This window comes from Microcystis sp. M49636_WE2 (assembly GCF_030065375.1).
In the GTDB taxonomy this organism is placed as follows: Bacteria; Cyanobacteriota; Cyanobacteriia; order Cyanobacteriales; family Microcystaceae; genus Microcystis; species Microcystis aeruginosa_C.
This window is the reverse complement of the sequence record NZ_JASJFG010001067.1, coordinates 1-1,144: the sequence shown is the minus strand read 5'-3', so window position 1 is coordinate 1,144 and position 1,144 is coordinate 1. Positions and strand designations below refer to the sequence as shown.

Sequence of the window (1,144 nt, the reverse complement as noted above, 5' to 3'; positions counted from 1 at the left end):
TTTGCTCGCTTTCATGAGAAATTTGTCTTACCGATTTATCCGATTGTAATTTTTTCTTATTCAAAGCCAAAAAGAGCAGCGATTAGTCAATATGTAGTCGATTTTCCCGATTTTAAGGTCTTAGAATTTAACTATCAGGTAGTGCAGTTAAATCGATTAAATTGGCGAGATTTTCTTAATCAACCGAATCCGGTTGCTTCAGCTTTGATGGCTAAGATGAACATTGCCGAGAAAGAGCGAGCCAAGGTAAAAGCGGAATGTCTGCGCTTGTTAATTACTTTAAAGTTAAATCCTGCAAAAATGCAATTAATTTCCGGATTTATTGATACTTATCTCAATCTAAATCCGGTCGAAGAGATACAATTTCAACAAGAGATTAGCACATTTAGTCAACCCGTACAGGAGGGAGTTATGCAAATTACTACCAGTTGGATGCGTCAAGGTATTGAACTAGGTATCGAACAAGGTATTGAACAAGGTATCGAACGCGGTATCGAACAAGGTATTGAACAAGGTATTGAACAAGGTATTGAACAAGGTATTGAACGCGGTATCGAACAAGGTATCGAACGCGAAAAGACATTGATTCTTCGTCAAATTAAACGCAAGTTAGGGGAGATTAATCCTTCATTGGAAACTAAAATTATGGAGTTAAGTATTGATGATGTCGAAGTATTAGGAGAAGCTTTATTCGATTTCTCTACGGTTGAAGATTTAATCAATTGGTTAAATACTTTAACTGCTTAGGTTTGACGTTAGCGATCGCCTTCTGACAACAACCCACTAAAATTGTCATAATGAAACAAACAACCGCTAATTATGATGAACCCTGGAAAGAAGCATTAAGCGAGTATTTTGAAGCGTTTTTATGCTTCTTTTTTCCTGAAGTTCACCAATTAATTGATTGGACAAAAATTCCCGAATCCTTAGAAAAAGAACTGAAACGGATTACCGCTTCAGCAAAGACAAAAAAACGTTTTGCTGACAAACTCTATAAAGTCTGGTTACTCAGGAGTGAAGAAGTGTGGATTTTGATTCATATTGAAATTCAAAGCCAATACGAAGAAAATTTCCCTCAGAGGATGTATATTTATAACTATCGTGCCTTTGATTTGTATCAGAAACCAGTTATCAGTCTCGCTAT

General features: G+C 36.1%; 1 protein-coding gene and 1 pseudogene. Both read left to right on the top strand.

What is annotated here, in order from left to right:
- Window positions 1-747: DUF4351 domain-containing protein (locus tag PX484_RS24765; RefSeq protein WP_288106053.1), on the top strand; the 747-nt coding region annotated here is incomplete at its 5' end.
- A gap of 50 nt (window positions 748-797) precedes the next feature.
- Window positions 798-1,144 (top strand): annotated as a pseudogene (locus PX484_RS24760) (hypothetical protein); the annotation flags it as partial.